This is a genomic window from Acinetobacter sp. LT1, assembly GCF_059800965.1.
In genome coordinates this window covers 193,612-217,527 of the sequence record NZ_JBBAXE010000005.1, presented here as the reverse complement: position 1 = coordinate 217,527, position 23,916 = coordinate 193,612, and the positions used below count along the sequence as shown (strand labels likewise).

Genomic DNA, 23,916 nt, shown 5'->3' with positions numbered 1-23,916 from the left:
TTTTTGTGCGCCATCTGATTTTACCCATTCATTTTATCGGCAAGGCTGTTTCGGCAGCCTTGTTTGGTATTCTGCTTTTAATTGCTTTTGCTTTAACAGCGCCGATGGGAAGCCATGAATATATGGGTTTTTATCGCTATGATTATTTACTTATCTATGCAGTGCTGATTCAGATCTGTCTTTTATATTTAAAACTTGAATCATGGGCAGAAGCCAAAGTTATTGCTTTATTTCATGTCATGGCGATGGTCATGGAAATATTTTTAACGCATCCCGCGATTGCGTCATGGCAATATCCTCAGCCTGCGGTATTTAAAATTTTAACTGTGCCTTTATTTGCAGGCTTTATGTATTCGGCTGTAGGTAGTTTTTTTGCACGGTCAATTCGACTGTTTCAAGTTTCTTTTGAAAAACTCCCAAGTTTTGGAACGATGCTTTTACTGGCATTTTTCTCATATATAAACTTTATGAGTAAATTTTTTGTACCTGATATTCGCTATATTTTATTTGCGATCAGTATTTTTATTTTTTGGAAGACCAAACTTTATTTTCAGCTCAACGAGCATAAATTTAAAATCCCGATGTTACCTGTATTGTTGACCCTCGCTTTTCTAATCTGGATTGCTGAAAATATTAGTACTTTTTATAAAATCTGGCTCTATCCAAGTCAGGTAGATGCTTGGCATATGGTAGGTTGGGGTAAACTGGGGTCATGGTATTTATTATTACTTTTAAGTTTGGTTCTCGTGCTTAAAATATTAGGTCATCGAGATAATCAAGGTAACTGGAATCTAAGGTAAATTTTTTCGTTAGCACTTTTCATCATATTATTTATTTTTTAATTGCTAAATCACAGCCTTCTCGCTATCTTTAATATCGTGTAATAAGAATTACACATAACAATACATAAGAAACAATCAATAATGATTTTGGAGATATACATCTATGTTAAAAAAATTAGCTTTAGCTGCTTTGTTAGCAGCTGGTTCAAGTGTTGCTATGGCTGATAACGATGTAGGTTGTGGTGTGGGTACGCAAGTATGGGCTGGCCAAAAAGGAGTGGTGCCTAAAATTCTTGCTGCAACAACAAATGGTATTTTTACTAACCAATTACTAGGGATTACTTTTGGTACTTTAGGCTGCCGTCAAGGCGGAACAGTAACTGCGCAAGTGGTTACATTCACAAATGAAAATGCTGAAGCTTTAGCACGTGATATGGCAGTAGGCCAAGGTGAAAGCCTGAACGTACTTGCTGAGTTAATGCAAATTAAACCTCAAGACAAAGATCGTTTCTTTAAAGTTTCAAAAGCAAACTTTGGTGAAATCTATTCTGCAAATAATCAAAATACGCTTCAAGTTTTAGCATCATTACAAACAGTAATGGCTAAAGATGACGTTTTAAAAGCTTACGTATAAGTTTGAAACTGAAAACCCTGTCGTATGGCAGGGTTTTTCTTATATTTAATGATAAAAATTGATGAGCTTAATGAAGTCAGTTGTTTTAGTTTTTGCCTCTTTGGCAGTGAATATTGCTTATTCAGCAGATATAAATCCATCTATTCAAAAATATTGGTCAATTGCAGAACAACAAAATCTAGATCAAGACATTACATGGCAAAGGCTCATGTATGCCAATAAAAACCAGAAAAGTGAGGTCACTTACGGTGGCTATTTCCTATCAAAAAATGGAAAAAATAATCTAAAAGAAGAGCTGAAAGCGGATATCTCGGCATTATTTATGCCTGCTCAAGATAATCAGTCGATTCGTTGTAAGTTCCCTGCGCGTAGCCAATGGCTCATGCAAAAAGTCGGCATTCAAGAAAATGAATTGCCTCAAGTAAAGTGTACCGAATTTGAAAATTGGATTGGGCAAATTAAGCCCTACAAAGCGACATTAATTTATGCGACCGATTTTATGGGCAATCCGAGCTCGATGTTTGGCCATACTTTATTGCGTTTAGACCCAAAAGATCAGCAACAATTAAATTTAGTTTCCTATGCTGTAAATTATGCAGCAACGGTGGCAGGCAACGACAACTGGTCATATGCATGGAAAGGTTTAACAGGGCAGTATCCGGGTGAATATTCACTAATGCCTTATTACCGTAAAGTAAAAGAATATGGCGATTTTGAAAGCCGTGATTTATGGGAATATGAGCTAAATTTAACTCCTGAGGAAACACGTTTCTTGGTGTCTCACATTTGGGAAATGCAACATGTGAGTTTCCCTTATTACTTTGTGAGTGATAACTGTGCCTATCGATTGTTGGGATTAGTGGATTTAGTAAAACCTGAATCTAAATTACAAGAAAAATTTACTTATGCATCCATTCCAATGGAAACCATTAAATCGATGCAGCAGCAGGGACTCACCAAAGCTCCTGTATATCGACCTGCTTTAGAAACCCAATTATTGTCCCAAGCTCATCAGCATGGTGCCTCACTGGCGAAGGTCGCTCATCAAATTGCGATGCTGCCTATACAGCATTCTTCTCAGATTTTAAAATCATTTACTGAGCAGGATCAGGCTAAAATCCTCGAGATGGCTTACGATGATTTATATCTACAGTTTATTGGTCGTAAAGTTGAAGAAAGCATTGCTCAGCCGCAGTTACGTCAGCTTTTAGCACTCAGAAGTCAGATTGATTTAGATAAGCAACGTCAAGAACCAAAAAGACCAGCAAAGGAACCAACTCAAGGTCATAACGCGCGTAATCTTTCAGTGAAAGCTGGTGAGGTTCAAGGAGATAAGTTTATTGAACTTGGTCATCGGCAAGCCTACCATGACTTAATAGACCCTCAAGGCGGATATCGTGCCGGTACTCAATTACTATTTTTAAATGGTAACGCGCAGTGGCGAAATGACCATTTAAAACTAGAACGTCTTGATCTGTTAGAAGTGAACTCTTATAACCCAATTCAACCATTTAAAACACCGCTGAGTTGGGGTTTTAATTTAGGTTGGCGTCAAGAAGCCATTCATGATGGAAGCTTTAGTGAAGACAAACAACACGGCGTAGCAAGCTTTAATGCTCAGGTCGGTTACAGTCTTGCAGACTATGGGCGAAAGCATATTTGCTATGGACAAGTACAAACCTATGTACAAACAGGTTCAAATCTAGATAAAGGGTGGCGCGTAGGAATGGGGCCAACTTTAGGTTGTATGAATCAATGGTTTGAGCGTTTCAACTCTGTGGTGCAAATTGAATTGCCATATTGGGAAGATCAAAACCAATGGAATTTGAGAGTAAATACTCAGTGGCAATATGTGATTAATCGCAATAATGCCGTTCGATTGAATTGGGACTATGAGCAACAAAACCATCAAGACTGGATGAAATCAAGTCTAGGATATGTTTGGTTCTTTTAAAGAATAAATGTATAAAAAAAGAGAAATGAGTTTATTCATTTCTCTTTTTTTGTTTTTAGACAAGACGATTATTTCTTTATTGCATTTAATACTGCATACGCTGCCTTAATGCGTTCTTCATTTGGAATACGTTTATTGGTTAACATGACTAAACCAATATTTTCTTTTGGAATAAACACCACATAAGTTCCAAAGCCATTTGTTGAGCCAGTTTTGTGGAACATCTTAACTGAAGGTTCTTTGGAAATGGCAGTCACTTTATTAGGCTTCATCACGATTTGCTCTGAATTACTGTCTAATAAAGTTTGTAAAGGCGCTGGATAAGAAAATTCTTCCCAACCCAAGGCTTGATACATGGTGCCGACTTGATAGAAACCTTTATGTGTTTCATTAATTGCACGTTGAATATCTTTCGGATATTTCAGTGGGTTGAGGTTGGCATTAATAAAACTCAGCATGTCTGGTAGTGTCGATTTAACGCCGTATGCAGGAGCATCTAGCGGACCAGGGTTAACACGAATTGGCTGATTTTCTTGGTTATAGCCAAAAGCATAGTTTTGCATCTGAGTTTTAGGAACATTTACATAGCTATGTTTTAAGCCAAGGCCCGGAAAAATTGTTTTTTCTAAGACTTGGTCGAAAGGTTTATTCATAGACAAAGCAACAACTTTTCCAAATAGGCCAATACTTGGATTTGAATATTGTCTGTATTCACCGATTGGGTTTTTAGGTTTCCAGTCTTTGAAAAAAGTTAAAACTTGTTGGTCTGTTTGTACTTCATCTGGGAATTGCAAGGCAAGGTTACCACTTGTATACGTTGCGAGTTGAAGTAAGTTAACTTGGTCAATCGGTGTGTTTTTTAATTCTTTCCAATATTTACCAGGCGTATCGTCAAAAGAGATTTTTCCTTTATTTTTTGCATATCCACCTGCTGTCGCGGTAAATAATTTACTGACTGAACCGAGCTCAAAAATGGTACTGCTATTTACGGCTTTTTTATCTTGAACAGATTGAAGACCATAATACATTTCATACTTTTTATTATTTTGAATAACACCCACAGCCATACCTGGCACATCATATTTATCTAATAAAGGTTTAAAATTTTGATCTACCAGTTTTTTAATTTCTTGGTCTTTTGGTGTATTGCCCGCATAAATTGAGGTACTAAAAATAAAAAGAGGGGGTAAAAGTAAGCAAGAAATTTTTTTAAATCGCATGATTAACTCTAAATCGTTTAAAAATAAAGATGCGTACTTTTATAACAAAAATCACCTAATTTGATTGTTATGTTTTATTGGTTAAGTGCTTTAAATAGATATAAAAAAGCCCAACTTCGGCGGGCTTTTATTTTGGTAGTAAAACCAGATTAATAGCTTTCTGGTACTGCACTTAAAAATTCACGACGTGCTTCTTTATCGGTTTTAAAATCTCCGACAAATGAAACTGTACGGGTGGTAGATTCTTGTTTGCCTACACCACGCATCATCATACACATATGTGCTGAATCGATGACTACAGCAACACCGCGAGCACCAGTCACTTCTGCGACAGCTTCTGCGATTTGTTGAGTCAGATTTTCCTGAATTTGCAAACGGCGAGCAAACATCTCGGTAATACGTGCAAATTTAGATAGACCAAGAACTTTGCCTTCCGGTAAATAGGCAACATGAACACGGCCGTAGAATGGGAGGAGATGATGTTCGCAAAGCGAATAGAATTCAATATTCTTCACCAATACCATTTCATGGTTATCTGATGGGAAAACAGCATTATTGGTGACTTCTTCTAAAGTTTTACTATAGCCAGAAGTTAAATATGAAAAAGCTTTAGCCGCACGCACAGGCGTATCTTTAAGGCCGGGACGATCAAGATCTTCACCGACGGCAGTCAGGATATTTGCGTACGATTGCTGCATTGACATAAGACGTATAAATTTACTCTATTAGACAAGCTCGGCATTGTATCAGAAACATGACCTGATGTTCATAAATCCTCGCACTATATTTATTTTGGTTTTGCGCAGGCTTAATAAAAGATGAATAAATTTCATGTTTTTTATCGTTAATAGTCAAGTGGTTGGACATGAAATGTGCGTTTAATATGGGTAAGTTCTAAATGATCGCTTCATGGCATCATATTTGCACAAAAGCATTATTATAAAACACAAGGATAAGACATGTCAGAACGTCCAATCACCTTCTTTTTTCGTGGCGGTCAGCATCAAGTAGAAAATGTCCTACCCACAATGACGATTTTACAGTTTCTACGAGAATATACTCAAAATGGTAAAACCAGACAGACTGGTACAAAAGAGGGCTGTGCTGAGGGCGATTGTGGTGCATGTACGGTAGTGATTGGTGAGCTGGTCAATGACAACCTGCAATTACGTAGTGTGAATGCGTGTATTCAGTTTTTACCCACTTTAGATGGTAAAGCTCTATTTACAGTAGAAGACCTTCATAGCTTATTGCCTGTACAAGATGGGACACTTCATCCAGTTCAACAGGCGATGGTCGATATGCATGGTTCGCAATGCGGTTTTTGTACACCCGGTTTTATCATGTCGTTATGGTCAATGTATGAAAATGAACAACATTCTCCAAGCAAAGATAAAATCAGTGATTATCTTTCTGGAAACTTATGTCGCTGTACAGGCTATCGCCCTATTTTAGATGCAGCACAAAAAGCTTATGACTATCCACGTGTTGTATTAGAACGTCAAAAAGTAATTGATGTATTAAAAGAAATCAAAGCATTACCTGCATTGTATTTAAATAATCATGGTCAGCAATTTTTTGCACCAAAGACCTTGCAGGATTTCTCTACTTTACGTTTACAGTTGCCGCAAGCACGTATTGTTGCAGGTAGCACAGATGTAGGTTTGTGGGTAACAAAGCAAGGCCGTGATTTGGGCGATATGCTTTATATCGGTCAAGTTGAAGAGCTGAAAAAGATTGTAGTCACAGACCATGCTTTAACGATTGGGGCAAATGTAAGTTTGAGTGATGCACTCATTAAAATTTCAGATTTTTATCCCGACTTTCAAGAATTACAGCGCCGTTTTGCTTCCATGCCGATTAAAAATGCAGGAACACTAGGTGGAAATATTGCTAATGGTTCGCCTATTGGTGATTCAATGCCGGCATTAATTACGCTAGCTACACGATTGATTTTGCGTGTAGGTGTGCAGACCCGTGAAATTGCTTTGGAAGACTTTTATTTAGATTATCAAAAAACAGCATTACAGCTCGGTGAGTTTGTTGAGACGATTGTTATTCCACTTCGTGAAGGGCAGACGCGTTTTAAATTTGCCAGCTATAAAATTGCCAAACGATTTGAGCAAGATATTTCTGCGGTATGTGCAGCCATTTCATGTGAGCTAGATAATGATGGTGTCGCTCACAATGTAAGAATTGCTTTTGGTGGCATGGCTGCTATTCCCAAACGTGCAAAATATGCAGAAGCCATATTGGAAGGCCAACAACTTGCAACAGAATTGATCGTTCATGCACAAGAAGCATTGTCGCAAGACTATCAACCTTTAGATGATGGACGTGCTAGCTCGGCATATCGTTTACACGTCGCGAAAAACTGTTTACAGCGGTTTTATATAGAAAAAGTCCTGTCTCAAACGATTACTCGTGTGAATGATTTGATTACTATGGTGGAGATCTAACATGAATCAAACCATTGACTTAAGTGTTTCTAAAAAATCCGCTAAAGCAGGCGACTCGATTCCACACGAAAGTGCACATTTACATGTAACTGGGCAGGCAACCTATATTGATGATTTACCCGAGCTTGAAAATACCATGCATTTGGCAGTCGGATTTTCAAATTGTGCCAAAGGCAAAATTATTAAATTTGATTTGGATGCCGTGCGTCAGGCTGACGGTGTTCGTGCAGTTTTTTCGGCAAAGGATATTGATGTTGAAAATAATTGGGGACCAATTGTAAAAGATGACCCAATTTTTGCCGAAGAGCAGGTTGAGTTTTATGGACAAGCCTTGTTCGTGGTTGTTGCTGAGAGTTATCAGCAAGCCCGTCAGGCAGTTCGCTTAGCAAAAATTGAGTATGTGCCCGAAACCCCAATTTTAACGATTCAAGATGCAATTAAAAAAGAATCGTGGGTGTTACCGCCTGTTGAATTTAGCCATGGTGAAGTTGAGCAGGCATTTCAAAACGCAGCACATCAACTTTCAGGTGCTATTGAGCTGGGTGGGCAAGAGCATTTTTATCTTGAAGGACAGATTTCTTATGCGATTCCACAAGAAAATCAGAGCTTAAAAGTCTATTGCTCAACGCAACATCCAACCGAAATGCAGCTGCTGATTTGTCATGCACTAGGCATGAATATGCATCAGGTGAGTGTGGAAAGCCGCCGTATGGGCGGTGGTTTTGGTGGTAAAGAGTCGCAGTCGGCACAGTGGGCATGCATTGCATCTTTGGCAGCACAAAAAACAGGCCGTCCGTGTAAATTACGCTTAGATCGTGATGATGACATGAGTGCTACAGGCAAACGTCACGGTTTTGCTTATGAGTGGTCTGTAGCTTTTGATGACAGTGGTGTTCTGCAAGGCTTAAAGGTACAACTGGCTTCAAACTGCGGTTTTTCGGCTGATCTTTCTGGGCCAGTGAATGAACGTGCGATTTGCCATATTGGCAATGCCTATTATCTAAATGCAGTTGAGCTACGTAACTTACGTTGTAAAACCAATACTGTTTCTAATACCGCATACCGTGGTTTTGGTGGACCGCAAGGCATGTTTGTCATCGAAAATATTATTGATGACATTGCTCGTTATTTAGGTTGTGACCCGGTTGAAATTCGTCAACGTAATTTCTTTGCTGAACAGCCCGGTGCCGGACGTGACCGTATGCACTATGGGGCAGAAGTCCGTGATAATGTTGCGCCAAAATTGGTAGCTGAATTATTGCAGACTAGCGATTATGCGAAACGCAAACAAGACATTCATGCCTTTAATCAGAACAATCACATCATTAAGCGTGGTATTGCGTTAACCCCATTAATGTTTGGTATTTCGTTTAATGCCGTACATTACAATCAGGCAGGTGCACTGGTGTATGTGTACATGGATGGCACTGTCGCGATTACGCACGGTGGTACAGAAATGGGACAAGGGCTATATACCAAAGTACGGCAGATCGCTGCACATGAGTTGGGTTTACCAATCGATAGCGTTCGTTTAATTGCAACCGATACTTCTCGTGTACCAAATACTTCGGCAACTGCAGCATCAAGTGGCGCAGATCTAAACGGTAAAGCTGTTCAAAATGCCTGTATTAAAATTCGTGAGCGTCTGGCTAAACTTGCAGCCGAAATAAGTCAAAGTGAAGCTGAACAAGTCCAGTTTGAAGATAGTATGGTTTCAACAGCGAATGGTCATTCATGGACATTTCCTGACTTGGTTCAACGAGCATATATGGCACGTGTACAACTATGGGACAGTGGTTTTTATAAAACTCCAGAAATTCACTATGATCAGGTCAACCATTTGGGGCGTCCATTTTTCTATTATGCCTATGGTGCAGCGGTCAGTGAGGTCGCAATAGATACCTTAACTGGGGAAATGAAAGTATTGCGCGCTGATATTTTGCATGACGTCGGGCGGTCAATTAACCCTGCAATTGATATTGGACAAATTGAAGGCGGTTTTGTGCAAGGGATGGGATGGCTTACGACAGAAGAGCTGTATTGGCAGCCGCAGGGACCACACGCAGGCCGTTTGTTTACCCATGCGCCTTCAACTTATAAAATCCCGACCAGTGTAGATATTCCTCATATTTTTAATGTCAAACTGTTCAATAATCAAAATCAGGCAGACACCATTTACCGCTCCAAAGCTGTAGGTGAACCGCCATTTATGTTGGCATTATCTGTTTTCTCTGCAATTCGTCAGGCGGTACAGGCGGCTATTCCCGAAAAAGCTCCGCTCGTGCTCAATGCTCCAGCAACTGCCGAGGAAATTTTACGTGCAATTGCGATTGGACGAGGACAGGCTTTGGCTAACCGTCTACAAGCTAAAATGTAGAAGATTATGCAACATTTACAATGGTGGGCTGATTTTGTAGCGTGGCAAGTCGATGCTGTGCCTATGGTATTGGTCACAGTAGTTCGCGCTGATGGTTCAACACCACGAGAAGTTGGTGCAACCATGTTATTGCGGTTTAATTTACAACAGCAATGGCAGCAGTCAGATACGATCGGTGGCGGGCATTTAGAGTTTCAGGCGATTGATATCGCTAAAGCAATGTTAAAAGAAACGGAAACTAGTGTGAGGCGTATTGAACGCTTTAACCTCAGTGCTCGGTTAGGGCAGTGTTGTGGCGGAGTAATGTGGTTATTGTTTGAAAAAATATCACCCGCTGAAATTGCGTCGGATTTATCTGGGAGTTTGCAAGCATGGCGAGCTGGAAAGCATATATGGCGTAACGTCTCACATCAATATGCATCCACTTGGCAGACTATGGATATGGAACAACAACCAAGTTTCGAGTTTCATTCTGGCAGCAGTGAAGAATGGCAATTTGGCCAGCAGATTCAACCAAATGTCATGCAAGTGCTGATTTGTGGCGCGGGGCATGTGGGTGAAGCAATTGTCCGTTGTTTATTACCTATTGGTGTTCGGGTGAAATGGATTGATCCACGTGATGATATTTTTCCACCAGATTTACTGCAACAGGTGCAATGCTTAACGACTGATACCTTAGACGCCGAGATCGAGCATTTTGACCGTTTAGGCGCAATTTTAATATTAACTCATGACCATCAATTAGATTTGCAACTATGTTTTTCAGCCTTGAAACCTGCGGCAAAACCATTTGCTTATGTTGGGATGATTGGCTCAAAAAGTAAAAGGGCTATTTTTGAAAAGCGTATGCAAATACGTGGTTATACTCAGGAAACATTACAACGTTTGGTTTGCCCGATCGGGGTAGAAGGAATTTCATCGAAACAACCTGCAATGATTGCCATTGCAGTAGTTGCTCAATTATTACAAGTATTTGATGTAAAAAAATGATCCCAAAGGATCATTTTTTTTGTTCGAACTTAGGATTTTTTTCTGCACGTTTAAGCAGTACGAGAACGGCACCTGTACCACCTTGATTTTCAGGGGCACTTACAAAAGCCAAAACATCGCGGTGTTGACGTAACCATCCGTTGACATAGGTTTTTAAGACTGCTTCTGGGCCTTTACCATGCACAATTTTGATGACATTTTGATTTTCATCTTTTGCCATCTGGATAATTTGTAAAACTGCGTCACGTGCTTGCTCAATCGTGCAGCCGTGTAAATCTACAGCTTCAAACCAACGCATCTTGCCTGCTTTTAAATCTTCAAAAACTTTATGTTGAAGAGTCGCAATGCGATAGCTTAGCGTTGCTTGGCTTGCGACCGGATTTAAAGCAGCTTGAGTATCGGATAACTCAGCATGTTCGGTGTCAGGACCACCTTCGGCAGCTGCACGTTTCGCTAGCGTTTGTGCGTCGACTTTTCTGGTACGAGGTGTTTTTACATCGGCAACATTGCTATTGTTGATGCGTTTTACACCTGCAACAGCCTGTTGAAACAGATGGGTATCTTCCAATTCTTCAGACTCAGCCTGAGATTTTTTAGTCTCAGGCTGATTTGTGATTTTGCTTGAATGAGGATTGGAGATTTGCTTTTTAAATTGCTTCAATAACTTCTGTTGCTCTTTAGAAAGCGATGAATCTTTATTACTCATATATCTTCATTAAACCGTTTGGGGTTGTCCAAAAAGGGCAGTAAAAGCTTGATCTGGACGAGGTTGTTTCATAAAACTTTCGCCCACCAAGAAGCTGTGAATATCATGCTCTTGCATCATATGTACATCATCTGGTGTCGCAATACCGCTTTCAGTAATTAATAAACGTGAGGTCGGAAGTAATTTTTTCAATCGAATGGATGTATTTAAATCTACATCAAACGTTTTTAAATTACGGTTATTCACTCCTAATAAACATTGCTCAGAAAGCTTTAAAGCGCGTTCCATTTCTTCTTCGTCATGAACTTCAACCAATACATCAAGTTGATGTTCAAACGCAGTTTTAGACATTTCTTCAAGTTGCTGGTCAGACAAACAAGCAACAATTAATAAAATACAGTCAGCATGCAAAGCACGAGCTTCAACTACATTATATGGGTCAATCAGAAAGTCTTTACGTAAAGCAGGGAGGGCACAATGATTGCGAGCAATCGCAATATTTTCATCTGCTCCCTGAAAGAAATCAACATCGGTCAGTACCGATAGACATGCTGCTCCAGCTTGTTCATATTGCTGGGCAATTTCGGCAGGATTAAAGTCTGCGCGAATGATTCCTTTTGATGGAGACGCTTTTTTAATTTCAGCAATCACACCAGGGCGTTTATGTTTTAAAGCATTTGCAAAGCCTCGAACTGGAGTCGCAGCTTTTGCTAGTTCTTCAACATCTTGCAAATTACGTTGTTTTAAACGCGCAGCAAGTTCCTCATGTTTACGGTCAACAATTTTACCTAAAATGGTATTTTGAATATTAATCATGAGAAATCCTTAATCTGCCTGAGATTGCTTTAATGTTTTGGTAAATTCAGCCAAAACACTCATTTTTTCTAAAGCCTGTCCGCCATAGATAATATCTTGAGCGAATGTAACAGCCTGAGCATAAGTTTTGGTAATGCCCGCCACATAGATGCCTGCACCTGCATTAAGCGCAATCATGTTTGCTGCTTTTTCACCAATATCGGATTTATTTTTGCTTAAAGCATCTTTAATTAACTTTAGACTTGCTGTTGCATCAGCGACAACCAAACCATTTAAAGTTTGCGACTCAATTCCTACATCTTCAGGATTAAGTGTCCACTCAGTAATTTCGCCATCTTTGAGTTCGGCAATAGCAGTAGGAGCTGCAAGACTGATTTCATCAAGCCCATCTTTTGAATGGACAACCATGACATGTTCAGCACCAAGCTGCTTCATCACTTCGGCAATTGGACGACAAAGTTCATCTGAAAATACCCCAATCACAAAGCGTTTTACACCAGCCGGGTTGGTCAGTGGGCCAAGTAAATTAAAAATACTTCGAATACCAAGTTCACGACGTGGACCAGCAGCATATTTCATGGCTTTGTGATGGTTCGGTGCAAACAAGAAACCTACACCCATTTCACGGATACAGCGCTCGGTTTGTTGCATATCTAAATCAAGATGAATACCTGCTTGTTCAAGTAGGTCTGATGAACCTGATTTACTTGAAACGCCACGGTTACCATGTTTTGCAATGGTTGCGCCTGCTGCTGCAATGACAAAGCTTGACGCTGTAGAGACGTTAAATAAATTTTGGCCATCACCACCAGTACCCACAATATCAACTAAATGTTTGATATCACTAACATCGATCTTGATCGCAAATTCGCGCATGACACGTGCAGCAGCTGTCATTTCGTCAATGCTTTCACCTTTCATGCGTAGGCCCATCATCAAAGCACCAATTTGTGCTTCGGTTGCCTCACCTTGCATGATGCTGCGCATAATTTCTTCCATTTGAGGCTGGGTCAAATGAATGTTCTTGGTAATGTGGTTGAGCGCCTGTTGGATATTCATAGTCATGATTTACAGCATTAATGATTAAAATTTTTAGGTGAAGTTGATCAAGAGTGGGATGTTCAGCTTGTTGCGTTCCATGTTTCACTAGCTACGGGGAGCTATGTTAGCAGAAAATAACCAAAGATTTTTGTTGTTCGATACGAGTTTTAAAAAATTTGCTGGTTTATTACTTTAGTTTGATTAATAAACAGAATTTATTCATTGAAAAAGGTTTTAGTTTGTTGTGAGTTTTTATGATAAATAATTAACCATTTGGTATATCTTAAACATAAATATATCTAGGAAAAATGCGTATAAATCCGTCAAATAAAAGTGGATATAGTAGGGCGATCTTTATTTTGTCTATTAATAAATATGTATTTAAATAACTTGAAATATGTAGGAGCTTTAAAAAATAAGCGCTCATTTATTTTTGTATTTGTTGCACTGTTTCATCCACTAGAAAGTTATGCGCAAGAAGCTATAGAGCAACCACAAAAGCAAGCTAAAACAGATAAAGTAGTCCGTGTTGCTGTGACAGGGTCTCGGATTTCAAAAGCACAAAAAGATGGCCCTACTAGTGTGACCATAATTACCGCAGCCGATATTGAAAAACAAGGGTTTAGTAATGCATTTGATGCGCTTAATAACCTGACGCAGAACACGGGTTTTGTACAAGGTGCCGATTATGGAAATACTTTTACACCTGCGGCTAACGCTATTAGCTTACGAGGCTTAGGACCTAATCATACTTTAACTTTGATTAATGGACATCGGGTTGCAGACTATCCTGTACCTTATGATGGCTCTGTCAATTTCGTAAATTTAGCCAATATTCCAACTGCCATTATTGATCGTATTGAAATATTAAATGGTGGTGCCTCTGCAATTTATGGTTCAGATGCAATTGCAGGTGTCGTGAATATTATTCTGAAAAAGAAAACAGACGGCACACAATTTAATATCAAGGCAGGCGGAACAAAAGAAGGGGGTGAAAACTTACGTTTACAACTGAGTGGTAGTAAAACTTTAGACAAGCTCAGCCTTGTTTATGGGGTTGAACTCAGTGGCCGTGAACCGATTTGGGCAGCCGATCGAGATTTTATGTCGGGCCGAACTCGTTTGGGAGAAAAACCAGATACGGTTGTAGGTCGTAAAAATGCCAATACTGGAAAATATCTTTCCATTGGTGGGTGTCAGGCCTTTAATGGTTTATTCAAAGGTTCAGTCAGTAATATAGGACAAGCTGGTGCAGACAATTGTGCTAGTGGTTTGGCACGACCAACCTATTGGACGGTCCAAACCCAAAACCGCAGTCAAAATGGTTATCTCGGTTTAGACTATGAGTTAAATGAAAAACTCAATTGTTTGCCGATTTTTTAATTGGCGCCAATCAAATTGAAAACAATACGCGTGGTCCGACATGGACTTCTTTAGCCGCAACGAGTGGTTATTTCCTCAATCAAGATTCGGGAAATTATGAAATTTGGAATCGCCGTTTTGCACCTGAAGAATTAGGCGGGGTAGAACGCGTAAATAAAAAATGGAAAGAACTTTCTTCAAACTTAAATTTTGGAATTCGAGGCGATATTGGGGAGACGAGCTGGAGTTATGAGGCGGCCTATAATGGTTCCATCTATACCAGTCAGCTACGCCGCCAAGGCTTATTACGTTCGAATGTTGATGAGTACTTCTTAGGTCAGCAACTTGGCACAGATGCAGATGGTATTCCTATTTATTCACCTCATTTAGATCGTTTAAGTCGACCACTAACAGCAAGTGAATTTGAGAGTATTTCGGGAACAACAAAAGAAAAAGATAAGTCATGGGCACAAAGTTTGACCTTAAGCGCGAATGGTGACGTACTTAAGTTACCTGCAGGAACTGCCAAACTTGCGGCTGTGGCTGAAATTGGACGTCAAGGTTTTTCGATTAAGCCGGATCAGGCACTTGAAAATGGGGAGTTTTATAATGCGAGTTCTAGTGGCGAATATAGTGGCACTCGTACACGCCAAGCACTTGGTGCAGAATTATTCTTGCCTTTAGCGAAACCATTAAATTTAACGCTGTCTGGACGTTATGACCGTTATGCTTTGTCAGATAACAGCATTGATAAGTTAACTTTCGGTTCGGGTCTCGAGTTTAGACCACATTCGACTTTATTGGTGCGCGGTAACTACGCGACTAGCTTTCGTGCACCAGATATGAACTATCTGTTCTTAAATAAGCAAAAAGGTTATTTCGCAAGTACGACCGATTATTTACGTTGTAGCCAAATGGGACAACCTTTAGATAAATGTAGCTTTAAAGATTACTCGCCTGGGGCAAACTATACTTTAACCGGAAACAAGGAATTGAAACCTGAAGAGGGTAAATCTTATGGTGCAGGTTTTGTTTGGTCACCAACCAATAAATTTGATATCAGCATCGATTACTGGGATATCAAAATTGATAATCTTGTGACCAACTTAAGTGAGGACAAAATTCTACGTTTAGAAGCAGATTGTCGTTTAGGCAACCAAGATATTAACTCTGCAGCCTGTATTGATGCATTAGCACGTGTGGAGCGTAACCCTGCAAATGCAGTTGTCGACCCAAATGTGATTAAGAATATAAATATCGTTCCGATTAATGCTGCATCAGACCATACTCGCGGGATTGACTTCACTAGCAGATGGCGCTGGAAAACAGACAGCTTTGGTAACTTTCTCTGGACGATCAATTATAGCCGAGTACTAGAACATGAATATCAACAATCAAAAGATGGCGAGAAAGATGACTATTTAAAAGATTTAACCATTCCTGATTGGCGTGACCGTTTTAATACCAGTCTCAGCTGGAGCTTTGGTGATTGGGCATCAACAGTATTAGTTAATCGTTATGGCAAAATTCCAAACGGCGACCAGACTGCCTATCTAAGCCCAACGTATTTAGTGAACTGGAGCGGTACTTATCAAATCTCTCCAAAAGCTTCTGCTTCAATCATTATTAATAACCTGTTTGACAAAGTGAAACGAGATGACACGGGCGGTTGGCCGTATTATCCAGTAGGATCATATTCACCATTCGGCCGTCAAGGTTGGTTGGAGTTTAACTATAAATTCTAAGAATGATGTGTGGATGCAGCGAAGTGGTACAGCATTTGCTGCATATTTTTATTTAAAACTACAAAGGATAAAACCCCTTATGTTGGTCAAGCCTTCATTTAAAAAAAGATTGCTACTTACAACATTATTATCTTTATCGGCAACACAGATTTTCGCATCGAATAACAGTGAACAAATCCCGATTGGTAAATTACCTGAATGGGTTGTACCAGAATCTTATGATTTAGATTTTAAGATTGATCCCGCACAAAAAGGCTATACCGGTAAAACTACGATTCATCTAAAACTGGCTCAAGCCACAGATCACATCTGGATTCACGGTAAATCCTTAACGGTGAAAGATGTGAATATCACATCGGCAGAGGGCGCCAAAACCAAAGCAAAATATGAGCAAGCCTCCGAGGTGGATGGGGTGAGTAAAATTAAATTTGCCAAGACCTTGCCAGCAGGCCAGTATCAACTCGTTCTAGATTTTAATGCGGCGTATGACCAACAGCTCGACGGTATTTATAAAATCGAGTTTGAAGGTAAACCTTATGTGATGACTCAAATGGAAGCAATTAGTGCACGCCAGTCATTCCCATCATTTGATGAGCCACGTTTTAAAACGCCGTTTAATATTCGTTTGACGATTCCAAGCAAATATTCAGGGTTTGCCAATACCCAACAAACATCTGAGCAAGCAGATAAGTCAGGTTGGAAAACGCTCAGTTTTGCACAGACAAAACCACTACCAACTTATTTACTTGCATTGGCTGTCGGACCTTGGCAATTACAAAAAGGGCCTGATATTGGTGCAACTTCATGGCGTAAGCAGCCAATCCAGTTACGTGGTATTGCACCCGATGCAAAAGCTGAAAAAATGCAGCATGCCTTATCTGAAACGCCAGCCATTTTAAAAACTTTAGAAGATTATTTTGCCTTTGGTTATCCATTTGACAAGCTAGATTTACTGGCAGCACCAGACTTTGCCGCTGGTGCAATGGAAAACCCAGGGCTAATTACTTTTAGAGATTACTTGATGTTGCTAGATAAGGACTCGCCAGTCTCTTTTGTACAGAATTCATTTAATGTCAATGCACATGAGCTGGCGCATCAATGGTTTGGTGATGTCGTCACGATGCCGTGGTGGGATGATTTATGGCTAAATGAATCTTTTGCGACATGGATGCAAAGTAAAATCACTCAAAAATTACATCCCGAATTTAATGCTGACCTAGAACGTATTGCAGATACTGCCGATGCGATGAAAAGTGATAGTTTGGTGAGTGTACGCCGTATTCGCCAGCCTATTTTAAGCAATGCCGATATTCAAACTGCTTTTGATGGTATTACTTACCAAAAAGGTGCTGCTGTTTTAAATATGTTTGAAAGCTACTTAGGCGAAGAAAAATTCAAACAAGGGGTACGCAATTATATTAATAAGCACCAATATGGTAATGCGACAGCCAATGATTTAATTAGCGCTTTAGCAGAGCAGTCTGGGCAAGGTGAGCGTTTTGCCAGAGCGATGAAAAGTTTCCTTGATCAACCAGGTGTGCCTTTAATTAACACCGCATTACAGCAAGAAGGCAATAAAGTCTTTTTAAATGTGAAGCAAAGCCGTTACTTACCTGTGGGTTCAAATGGTGATGCAAGAAGCCTGTGGGGTGTACCATTATGTGTACGTTATGATGTTCCAAATGCAGGTAGTAAAGTGCAATGTGAATTGGTAGACCAAGCAGAAGCCAAGATTGAACTCAAAGGTGCCAGCCTTGGCAGTTGGTATATACCAAATGCAGACGCGGCAGGAAACTACCACTTTAGTTTGCCACAAAAAGAATTTACTCGTCTGACTGCCGCTACAGAAAAGCTTTCTAACACTGAACAGTTGGCTTATGCCTATGCAATTTCAGCTGCATTTAACCACGGTGATATTAATTTGTTGGCTGTCGTAGATGCTGCGAAGAAATTTGCCAATTCAAATAGCCGACAAATTAGTACAGCGCTGTTTTCCCAGTTAAGTACCATTCATCGTCATGTATTGAAAACAGAAGCTGAACGTGAACATTTTAGAAAAGTCTTAGCTAATTTATATTTACCAAAATTAAATCAGTTAGGTTATGTAAACAAAACAGGTGAACCAGCTGAAGACAGTTTATGGCGTAGTGAGTTGGTTAGATTTCTTGCTTTAGATATTCAAGTTTCAGAAGTTCGTACCCAACTCTTAAAACAGTCAGATACTCTATTTGCTCAAAAGCAGCTTAATTTTGCGCAAGTAACACCTGAATTATTGCCAACCATTTTAGCTGTACGTGTACAAGAAAAAGGTCAACCAGCTTTTGATCGTTTATCTGGAGAGTTACAACGCGTGACTCAACCGACACAACGTCTTGCAATACTTACAGCTTTGGGTTCAGCAAACCAAGAAGCAACGCGCCAACAAGCCCGTCAGTTGATTTTAAACCCACGTGTTAAAGTCGGTGAAGTTCGTACCGTGGTCAACTCAATCAATAATTATGGAGATGAGCAAGGTGGCTTATGGTCTTGGTTTAAAGTAAATCATGACGCCGTGTTTGACCGTTTAGGTAAATCTTCGGCTGGGCGTTTCCCTGCAATGTTTAGTGGGGCAGCATGTACCCAACAACAAGCGGCACAGTTAAATAACTTTTTTGCACCACGAACTAAAGAGTTGGTTGGGGTAGAAAGAGGATTGAAACAAACCAAAGAACGTATTCAACTCTGCGAATCTTTGGTGGCAAAACAAGATGGATCAATTGTGCAACAGTTAAAGTTGTAATTGTTCCAGCCATGAAAAAAGCCAACTGATCTTAGTTGGCTTTTTTATTCAGGTTACTTATCAAATCCAGTCATTTTTAAAATGACTTATTCGAAGCTGAATTATGCATAAATATCTAAAAAGTTTTTAAAGATTTGATGGCCATGTTGACTCAAGATTGATTCAGGATGGAACTGCACGCCTTCAACAGGCAATGTCTTATGTTTAACACCCATAATTTCTTCCATTGAGCCATCTGCTTCATTGGTCCAGCACGTTACTTCAAGGCAATCAGGCAGTGTTTGCTGATCGATCACCAAAGAGTGATAACGCGTTGCCGAGAATGGGCTAGGAAGATTACTGAAAATACCTTTATTGCTATGGTACATATCAGATAAACGTCCGTGCATCACTGTTTTGGCTCTTACAATTTTTCCGCCAAAAGCCTGCCCAATACTTTGATGCCCTAAACACACGCCAAGTAGAGGAATTTTTCCGGCAAAGTGGTTAATTGCAGGAATTGAAATACCAGCTTCGCTTGGAGAGCAAGGGCCAGGACCAATAACTAGATATTTTGGTTGCCATCGTTCAATATCCTCTAATGTGACTTGATCATTGCGAACTACTTTTACTTCCTGATTCAACTCGCCAAAATACTGGACGATGTTGTAGGTAAAAGAGTCGTAATTGTCGATCATTAGAAGCATGATGAACTTAACCTCATGATAATTAAAATATATTTAATAAGTGACTAAAATAGTTACCCATATTGATACCCGTTTTCAGAAAAGGCTTTTTAGGTTTTAAAATAAGAAGCCGCTTTCTAATGGGCTAATATAGCAAAAAAAGAAGTAACCAGTTTAACTATTTCATTCGTTAGAAATTTGCAGAAAAACGGCTTTAAGAAGTGAGTCTTTTGAAATGATATATAAGTACAATTAAGGCAGAATAAGCTTTTCTTAAAAATAAAAAAACTATTCTGCCTTGGTCATACAAGAAGATTAAATCTTACGTGTGTTATAGATCAGCCAATCTAAAACATCGCCAGACAAGTGTTCAGCGAGCCTTTCTTGAACAGTTTGATGGTAACGATTTAACCAGTCTTTCTCTTCATTCGTTAGCATATCAACAACGATACAATCTAAATGAATCGGGCAAAGGGTTAGCGTTTCAAACTCTAAGAATTCACCGTAAGTTTTTTCAAACCCAGAGTGAAGTTTATTTGCAACCAGATTCTCAATACGAATGCCGTATTGACCTTCATGGTATAGACCTGGTTCATTAGAGAGAATCATTCCTTCACGCAACTTACTATAGGCATGTATAGGCGCGTAATAAGAAAGAACTAGCGGACCTTCATGAACGTTAAGTGCAAAGCCTACGCCGTGGCCTGTTCCATGTCGATAATCTAAACCATGTTGCCATAAAGTATGGCGACAAATTGAATCGAGTAGCGGTGCAGCTAAACCTTCTGGATAAATCGTTTTTGCCAAAGCAATGTGACATTTTAAAACCAGAGTATAGTCACGTTTTTGTTGCCCTGTTGGCGTTCCTACAGGAACAACACGGGTAATATCCGTTGTTCCATCAACATACTGCCCGCCAGAGTCAATCAGTAATAGTCCATCGCCTTCAATAAATGAATAGTGCTCTTCAGTTGCACGGTAGTGAGGTAAAGCACCATTAGCATTAAAGCCAGCAATCGTTGAAAAACTTGGCCCTATAAATCCATCTTGCTGCGCACGGAAAGCTGTAATCTTTTCATCAATAGTGAGTTCTGAAATACTTTCACCATGATGAAGTGCTTTCTCTAACCAGTGGAAAAAGTGGCAAAGCGCGACTCCATCTTTAACCATTGCGTGACGGATATGCGCAATTTCGCTTTCATGCTTACGCGATTTAAAAAGTGTACTTGGGTTGATGTCGTAGACAACCTGAATATCTTTTGCGATGGCTTGTTCATAAAAAATCGAGACTTTGGCTGGATCTAAAAGTACCGAGGTATCAGAAATATTCGATAAAAACTTAGCTGTATCTTCGTAGTCACGAATCTCAATGTCATCAGCTTTGAAAGCTTGTTGAGAGGTTGAATCAACTTTGTTGCTATCAATGAATAAAACAGCCTGTTGAGTACTGATATACAAATGTGAAAGGAATACAGGGTTATACTCTACATCTTGTCCACGTGCATTTAAGACCCAAGCAATATCATCTAAAGATGAAATAAAATGACCCGCAATATTCTTGTTAGCTAAGCTCTCGCGAATTGCCTGAATTTTTTCTTTACGAGAGAGGGCATTTAATCCTTCAGGCATCAAATGGATTTTTTCTGATGGAAGTTCTGAGCGGTCTACCCAAATCTCTCCGACTAAATCTTGCTGGGTTTCAAGTTTATAATTGTTAACTCGTGCAGTATGTTCGAGCGCCTTAAATTGTTGAATGGATAATGTTTGGCCATTTACTGAAATGACCGAACCAGTTGGTAGATTTTTCTCAATCCACGCGAGATGTGTAGAAGTTTCATCACTGGTCAGTTTTTGTAATTGAAAGCCAGTTCCAGCGAGTTGTTGTTCTGCTTGTACCCAATAGCGACCATCCGCCCATAGACCTGCAAACTTTTGGGTCACAACAAGCGTACCAACAGAACCACTAAAACCGCTTAACCACTGCCTTGCTTTCCAGTAGTCTGGTAAATATTCTGACATATGGGGATCGGCACTCATCACAATCAAAGCATCAATATGCTGATTGCGCATGAGTTGACGAAGTTTCTCAAGTTTTTCTGGAACAGTTAAAACGCTCATATAGTTTCCAACTCAGGTTGAACTTTACTGGTACTTTTGTTCATTAATCTATTGATAGGTTTCTTTAATAAAAATAACACGATTGCACCAATCACTAACGCTAAAACACATCGCATAAATAAGGTTGGTAAATGATTAATGCCATCTGCCGATACGTGCCCGCCAATAAGACCAGCGATAAGATTACCTAAAGCTGAACCTGTGAACCATAGACCCATAATTTGACCACGTATAACATCAGGTGCAAGTTTAGTCATGGTAGATAGGCCAATCGGGCTTAAACACAATTCTCCGATAGTAAGTAGAAATAAAGTACCTACTAACCAAAATGGTGAAACTAAGCCGCCAGCAATTGCGAAACGGCTTGCAAATGACATCAACAAGAACCCACCTGCTGCTAGTAAAAGTGCAATAATAAATTTACTGATATAACTTGGGTCTTTATTTGACTTACCAAGTTTAGCCCAAAGCCATGCTGCAATTGGGGCAAAAATAATAATAAAGAGTGCGTTAATTGATTGAAACCATACTGCTGGAATCTCAAATCCGAAAAAATTACGGTCTGTGTAATCTTGCGCAAATAGGTTAAAAGATGTTGGTTTTTGGTCAAAGGCAGACCAGAAAAGAGCTGATGTTGCTAATAAGACAAAGCAGATAATAATTTTAAATTTTTCATGTTTTTCTAAACCAAGGAAAAATAATAAATAGATAAAATAAGCGATAATTCCAAATCCTATTCCAACTGTTAAATAAGTTGCTACCGCGACTGGATTGATATGAATAACGCCAAAGAAAGTAAGAGCAATAACGACTGCAACAGATAGTAAAAATGAGAAAGCAATTTTTGGCGCATTTCTATTTTCTACGACAGGTTTATTCCAATTGTCAGTTTGCTGACGCAATTGGTTGCATGATTGTAGTTGAGGAATGGCTAATGCACGGAAGATGAGTAAAGCAATCAACATTCCAAGGCCGCCAATCCCAAAACCTAGATGCCAGCCATGATCGCGAGCCAATATACCTGTAATAAGCGGGGCAATAAACGACCCCATATTAATCCCCATGTAAAAAATGGAAAAACCAGCATCGCGCCTACTATCTTGAGCTTTATATAATGTTCCGACAATCACTGAAATACAGGTTTTAAATAATCCTGAGCCAATAACAATAAGCACTAAACCGAAATAAAAAAAGAATTGATCAAAGAGTGCGGTTAGAGCAATAGATAAATGGCCCAATGCAATAATAATAGAACCATACCAGACCGATCGTGCCTGACCTAACCAGTTATCGGCAATCCAGCCACCAAAAACGGTCATTAAATACATAGATCCAGCGAATAACCCAACAATTGCGGCTGCAGTTGGACGGTCAAGACCTAAACCACCGTCATTAACCATTGCAATCATATAAAGAACGAGTAAAGGCCGAATACCATAATAAGAAAATCTTTCCCAAAGCTCTGTAAAAAATAAAGTTTTTAATGGTTTTGGATGGCCGAAAAAAGCTCTGTCATATTGTTCGAGTTCATGCTTCATTTCAAATCCTTTGAACATATTTGTAGTTTAGATAAAACAAAACTTTTAGTTTGTTTAATTATAAAAAAAAGTTATGTTTTATTTTTTAGATTTTTTAAAATGAAAAAGCAAGTTGGTCATGTATAAAAAAGGTATATAACAAATGGTAAAAAATTAGAAAGTTGAAATTATCAGTCGAAAAGATTCCTCTTGGTGCACCAAAGCTGATCAGACCAGCCCTAGCGTAAAACTACGATAAGAAAAATTAAATTAGCACTTTAAAACCTCAACCTTTCTATGGATGGGCAGTGAAGAGTGGTAATTGATGTTATTTAAAAAAATTGTGTAGAGTTACTTAGAAATCGTATTTATGTTCAAACTTTTTTGGCAAAGGCATATTGTAGATACTATCGTCTAATTTAGAGATTAATAGTTCTATCGGGAATAGATTATTATTTTTAAGGATTACAGTAAGAAAGTCAGATTTCTATATAAGAAAGTATTATGATCACAAATTACTGTTAGATATTGATGCGGTGGTTCATATTAGCGCAACAATTTTGCACTAAATTAGGGCGATTGCGAGCTATTCTTGTATGCCATAATTTGAAAATGTCTGAATATGGTGCATTTAACTATGCAAACAGTATAATGGGTTCAAGACAAGGGGCCTAAATCATGGATAGTTATAAGCAATTCAATGTTTTAGGTAAGTCTTATAAAGTTGGTATGAGAATTGCTATATAAATAC

The 23,916-nt window shown here is 39.3% G+C and carries 15 protein-coding genes and 1 pseudogene; 8 read left to right on the top strand and 8 right to left on the bottom strand.

Annotated features, from left to right (window positions below):
* The first annotated feature begins 5 nt into the window (after nucleotides 1–5).
* The 3 genes from WBW42_RS06980 (at nucleotide 6) to WBW42_RS06970 (ending at nucleotide 3,370) form a co-directional block, all read left to right on the top strand.
* Nucleotides 6–800, top strand: coding sequence for a DUF817 domain-containing protein (locus tag WBW42_RS06980; RefSeq protein WP_017398629.1), 795 nt, complete (start codon nucleotides 6–8; stop codon nucleotides 798–800).
* Between the two features lie 145 nt (nucleotides 801–945).
* A complete protein-coding gene (locus WBW42_RS06975) occupies nucleotides 946–1,416 on the top strand; it encodes a DUF3015 family protein (protein WP_002118800.1) in 471 nt (156 codons plus the stop codon).
* Between the two features lie 70 nt (nucleotides 1,417–1,486).
* The gene (locus tag WBW42_RS06970) at nucleotides 1,487–3,370 is read left to right on the top strand and encodes an Lnb N-terminal periplasmic domain-containing protein (RefSeq protein WP_068791390.1); all 1,884 of its coding nucleotides are present in this window, start codon (nucleotides 1,487–1,489) and stop codon (nucleotides 3,368–3,370) included.
* Nucleotides 3,371–3,438: 68 nt separating this feature from the next.
* On the opposite strand, the gene WBW42_RS06965 is transcribed toward WBW42_RS06970, so the two are convergent.
* Together WBW42_RS06965 and folE are read right to left on the bottom strand one after the other, a co-directional pair.
* Complete coding sequence (locus WBW42_RS06965) at nucleotides 3,439–4,590, bottom strand: extended-spectrum class C beta-lactamase ADC-43 (protein WP_032055358.1); 1,152 nt, start codon at nucleotides 4,588–4,590, stop codon at nucleotides 3,439–3,441.
* Between the two features lie 149 nt (nucleotides 4,591–4,739).
* Complete coding sequence (gene folE, locus WBW42_RS06960) at nucleotides 4,740–5,288, bottom strand: GTP cyclohydrolase I FolE (RefSeq protein ID WP_002118643.1); 549 nt, start codon at nucleotides 5,286–5,288, stop codon at nucleotides 4,740–4,742.
* A gap of 261 nt (nucleotides 5,289–5,549) precedes the next feature.
* Between folE and xdhA the strand changes: the two genes are divergently transcribed.
* The 3 genes from xdhA to xdhC are packed head-to-tail and all read left to right on the top strand — an operon-like array spanning nucleotide 5,550 to nucleotide 10,416.
* Nucleotides 5,550–7,049: a xanthine dehydrogenase small subunit gene (gene xdhA / locus WBW42_RS06955; protein ID WP_032055359.1), complete on the top strand. Its 1,500-nt coding sequence runs from the start codon at nucleotides 5,550–5,552 to the stop codon at nucleotides 7,047–7,049.
* Nucleotide 7,050: 1 nt separating this feature from the next.
* Nucleotides 7,051–9,426, top strand: a complete 2,376-nt coding sequence (xdhB, locus tag WBW42_RS06950) for a xanthine dehydrogenase molybdopterin binding subunit (RefSeq protein WP_032055362.1) — start codon at nucleotides 7,051–7,053, stop codon at nucleotides 9,424–9,426.
* A gap of 6 nt (nucleotides 9,427–9,432) precedes the next feature.
* On the top strand, nucleotides 9,433–10,416 hold the full coding sequence (gene xdhC / locus WBW42_RS06945) for a xanthine dehydrogenase accessory protein XdhC (RefSeq protein ID WP_032055363.1): 984 nt from the start codon (nucleotides 9,433–9,435) through the stop codon (nucleotides 10,414–10,416).
* Nucleotides 10,417–10,426: 10 nt separating this feature from the next.
* Here xdhC and WBW42_RS06940 read toward each other — a convergent pair whose 3' ends face one another.
* From WBW42_RS06940 to trpD, 3 genes are read right to left on the bottom strand one after another with little or no spacing between them, the layout of a single operon-like run.
* Nucleotides 10,427–11,122, bottom strand: coding sequence for a Smr/MutS family protein (locus WBW42_RS06940; protein WP_017398622.1), 696 nt, complete (start codon nucleotides 11,120–11,122; stop codon nucleotides 10,427–10,429).
* A 9-nt stretch (nucleotides 11,123–11,131) separates the two neighbouring features.
* Entirely contained in the window at nucleotides 11,132–11,938 is an 807-nt protein-coding gene (gene trpC / locus WBW42_RS06935) for an indole-3-glycerol phosphate synthase TrpC (RefSeq protein ID WP_032035720.1), read from the bottom strand.
* 9 nt (nucleotides 11,939–11,947) lie between these two features.
* Entirely contained in the window at nucleotides 11,948–12,997 is a 1,050-nt protein-coding gene (gene trpD, locus WBW42_RS06930) for an anthranilate phosphoribosyltransferase (protein ID WP_080776779.1), read from the bottom strand.
* 357 nt (nucleotides 12,998–13,354) lie between these two features.
* Here trpD and WBW42_RS06925 point away from each other — a divergent pair.
* Nucleotides 13,355–16,086, top strand: a pseudogene (locus WBW42_RS06925) (TonB-dependent receptor plug domain-containing protein).
* 7 nt (nucleotides 16,087–16,093) lie between these two features.
* Nucleotides 16,094–18,865 carry a M1 family metallopeptidase gene (locus WBW42_RS06920; protein ID WP_163114433.1) on the top strand — a complete coding sequence of 924 codons (2,772 nt, stop codon included), beginning with the start codon at nucleotides 16,094–16,096 and terminating at the stop codon, nucleotides 18,863–18,865.
* Nucleotides 18,866–18,966: 101 nt separating this feature from the next.
* Here WBW42_RS06920 and WBW42_RS06915 read toward each other — a convergent pair whose 3' ends face one another.
* The 3 genes from WBW42_RS06915 to WBW42_RS06905 all read right to left on the bottom strand — a co-directional run bounded on the left by WBW42_RS06915 (nucleotide 18,967) and on the right by WBW42_RS06905 (nucleotide 23,204).
* Nucleotides 18,967–19,551, bottom strand: a complete 585-nt coding sequence (locus WBW42_RS06915) for an anthranilate synthase component II (RefSeq protein WP_000925676.1) — start codon at nucleotides 19,549–19,551, stop codon at nucleotides 18,967–18,969.
* A gap of 294 nt (nucleotides 19,552–19,845) precedes the next feature.
* Nucleotides 19,846–21,648, bottom strand: a complete 1,803-nt coding sequence (locus WBW42_RS06910) for an aminopeptidase P family protein (RefSeq protein WP_032055374.1) — start codon at nucleotides 21,646–21,648, stop codon at nucleotides 19,846–19,848.
* The gene (locus WBW42_RS06905; protein ID WP_498478602.1) at nucleotides 21,645–23,204 is read right to left on the bottom strand and encodes a peptide MFS transporter; all 1,560 of its coding nucleotides are present in this window, start codon (nucleotides 23,202–23,204) and stop codon (nucleotides 21,645–21,647) included. Before WBW42_RS06905 ends, WBW42_RS06910 begins: the two co-directional genes overlap by 4 nt.
* Nucleotides 23,205–23,916 lie beyond the last annotated feature (712 nt).